Annotated in this window: 2 pseudogenes; both read right to left on the reverse strand. The window is 73.8% G+C overall.

From position 1 onward, the window contains the following. Positions 1 to 386: pseudogene (locus GRC12_RS44830) on the reverse strand (DUF4232 domain-containing protein); the annotation flags it as partial. 140 nt (positions 387 to 526) lie between these two features. After that, positions 527 to 744 (reverse strand): annotated as a pseudogene (locus GRC12_RS44835) (hypothetical protein); the annotation flags it as partial.

A 744-nucleotide genomic window follows, 5' to 3' on the forward strand; every position in this document is an offset into this window, starting at 1 on the left:
GTGGAGGTGTTGGTGAACTCGACGATCGCCGCGCCCGTCCCGGTGCCGGCCGGGCGGTCGGCGGCCTGGTGCGCGGTGGCCTCCAGCGCGGAGGCGGCGCAGGTCTTGACCTTCGTGCCGGTGGTGCCGGAGATGGGGGAGGCGGTCGCGCTGGGCTTGGGGGCCGTGGAGGACGGGGCCGTGGAGGGCGACGAAACCGAGGACGGCGTGGACGGCGAGGACGGCGAGGAGGCCGACGACGCCGACGACGGTGCCTTGCTGGTCGGGGCCGTCGAGGAGGACGTGGTGCCGGAGGCGGTGTCGCTGCTCTGGCAGGCCGAGAGCGACAGGGCGGCCGAGAGCGCGGCGACGGCCAGTGCGGTCTTGCGGATGCTGACGTACGGCATGAGGTCCCCCGAGGTCGGATACGCGGCGCCGGTCTCCGCCGGCGCTCGCCGATGGAGACCGGACGGCCTCACGTGGGGGTTCCCCTGTGCGTCAGCTGTGACGCGGCGGTGACGAGATCACCGTCGCTCCAAGACCTTGGTCATCGGATCGCCGAGGCCGCAGCCGCTTCCTCCTCCTTCTCGATGCCCACCGTCGCGTCCTGGTCGCCCTTGCCGCGCAGGGCGACCACGCTGAGCAGGCAGCACGCCAGGGCGGCGATGCCGCAGACGACGTAACCGATGGCGTAGCCGTTGCCGAGAGCCTCCAGGGCGATGGGGACCGCGCCGCCCGGCGGGGAGGGGGGCGGGACCGGGTTGG

It is taken from the genome of Streptomyces griseorubiginosus (genome assembly GCF_017614965.1).
Classification (GTDB): Bacteria; Actinomycetota; Actinomycetes; order Streptomycetales; family Streptomycetaceae; genus Streptomyces; species Streptomyces griseorubiginosus_B.